Annotated in this window: 1 protein-coding gene and 3 pseudogenes; 3 read left to right on the forward strand and 1 reads right to left on the reverse strand. The window is 33.3% G+C overall.

What is annotated here, in order from left to right:
* Positions 1 to 182, reverse strand: a pseudogene (locus AC1RPW_RS07540) (plasmid replication initiation protein); the annotation flags it as partial.
* Between the two features lie 113 nt (positions 183 to 295).
* On the opposite strand from AC1RPW_RS07540, the pseudogene AC1RPW_RS07545 reads away from it, so the two are divergent.
* From AC1RPW_RS07545 to AC1RPW_RS07555, 3 genes and pseudogenes are all read left to right on the forward strand, one after another.
* Positions 296 to 709: pseudogene (locus AC1RPW_RS07545) on the forward strand (IS30 family transposase); the annotation flags it as partial.
* Positions 710 to 862: 153 nt separating this feature from the next.
* Positions 863 to 1,186, forward strand: coding sequence for a DMT family transporter (locus AC1RPW_RS07550; protein WP_047916691.1), 324 nt, complete (start codon positions 863 to 865; stop codon positions 1,184 to 1,186).
* A gap of 183 nt (positions 1,187 to 1,369) precedes the next feature.
* Positions 1,370 to 1,573: pseudogene (locus AC1RPW_RS07555) on the forward strand (GNAT family N-acetyltransferase); the annotation flags it as partial.
* Positions 1,574 to 1,818 lie beyond the last annotated feature (245 nt).

Raw genomic sequence — 1,818 nt, forward strand, 5'->3', positions numbered from 1 at the left:
TTTTGTTTTTTATCCTGTTTATTTCTAATAGCGTTAAATGTTCTTCTCAATGAAACTGTGATGTCATGTTGCAAATCCTCGTAGTTATCTAAAAAGATAGTTGTTGGTTTTCCTGTTTGTTGAGTAATAAATGTTTCACTTGCCTTTTTAGCATTAAAAATAATCCCAATCATTTTTTCCATTTTCTTTGGATCATTTGCAGACCATAAAGTTAATTAGTTTATGGTCTGCAAATGATCCTGCTCTTATACTAAAAAGATGGACTATTTTTCTACCAGAAGTCAAGTGTTTCAATGCATTTAGGTTGTTTTATGAGCGTTATGGCAAAGCTGTGCGTACTATAACAGCCGACAATGGTTCTGAATTTATCTCATGGGACTTTTTAGAATATGTTCAAAAAGAGCTTAAAATTAAGCTATACTATGCCACACCGTCATCACCACAACAACGTGGTTCAAATGAAAACAGAAACCGTAAGCTACGTGATTGGTACCCTAAAGGCACGTCATTTAAAGATGTGAAACAACGACAATTAGATGAAGTAGCTTCAAAAATGAATGCTATGCCATTGAGACAGGCACTTGACGGTAAACGACCTATGGTAGTCTTTGAGCAGGAATATAAAGCCATGCAACGTTACCGTAGAGCTTATGAAAAGCGTAAACAACGTATGCTTGAAGTTAAAAAACAAGAATTCGAGAATAATTAAAAACGACATTGCAATTAAGCGGAGTAAATTGTAAAATTGTATAATAAAAAATATACGAATAGCTGGGTTGTGGCTAGCTAAAAAACGCCGACTAATGAATTTTTTCATTTTTGGCATTATTTTCGTTATAAAAAAAAAGGTAGGTGTAATTTAATGGGATATATATTTTTGGGGCTCGCGATTCTAGGTGAACTCTTGGGAACGAATTTGTTAAAAGCTTCAAACGGATTCAGTTCGCTTTGGGAAACTGTGGGGTCTTTAGTTTCATACGGTGCAAGTTTTTATTTTTTAGCATTAGCTATGAAAACTATAAACTTGAGTGTTGCTTACGCTTTATGGGCTGGCTTAGGAATTGTATTGACAACTGTTTTGGCAGTAGTCGTTTGGAAAGAATCTATTAATCTGAGCAGCGTCTTAGGAATTGTATTAATTTTGTCAGGAGTTGTCATTTTAAACTTGTATGGTCCTGGTCATTAAACCAAAATAAAAAACGACTAGCTGTATAAATATTATAATAAACAAAAGGCACCTGGTGTGTCTTTTTATTATGCTTAGAATATAAATATTTGAAAACGGGTTAATTAATTGAAATATTTGATATAATAGTGAGTAATTTGATTGCTAAAAGCCTTTGCGTAGACGTTCCAAAAACGTGTACGCAAAGGGTTAGGGCAACGGTTACTCGATGAAGCGAATCGTTATGCTAAAACGAAACAAAAACGTTATTTACGTTTGACTGTTTATGAAAAAAATTATGCAGGCATTCGTTTTTATGAACGTCATGGATTTAAAAAAATCGGGATAAAACATTTTCCTTTAGGAAAACAAGATCGTATTTGTCCGATTTTAGAAAAAGAAATCTAAAAAAACGTCCTCACTTTTGATGTTGAGGACGTTTTTTTAGACTGGTAATGTAACCATAATTCGCTTTCCTTTTTGATAAACCGCTAATTCTGTCACACCTGTTGCTTTTAAAGTTTCTCTATGGCTCTTATATGAGCTAATGTAGCCATTTTAACTTAATGATTGCAGGTATTCGCTGTACCACACTTCAAAAGTATTTCTCATTGCGCCAAAAATGTAATTTTCAGGATTAACTTTTTGTTTTT

Source organism: Dellaglioa sp. CoH-55-MRSF-8, from assembly GCF_056782195.1.

Coding starts and splice junctions, on each gene's coding strand:
- AC1RPW_RS07550 (WP_047916691.1), top strand. CDS start 863: ATGGGATATATATTTTTGGGGCTCGCGATTCTAGGTGAACTCTTGGGA.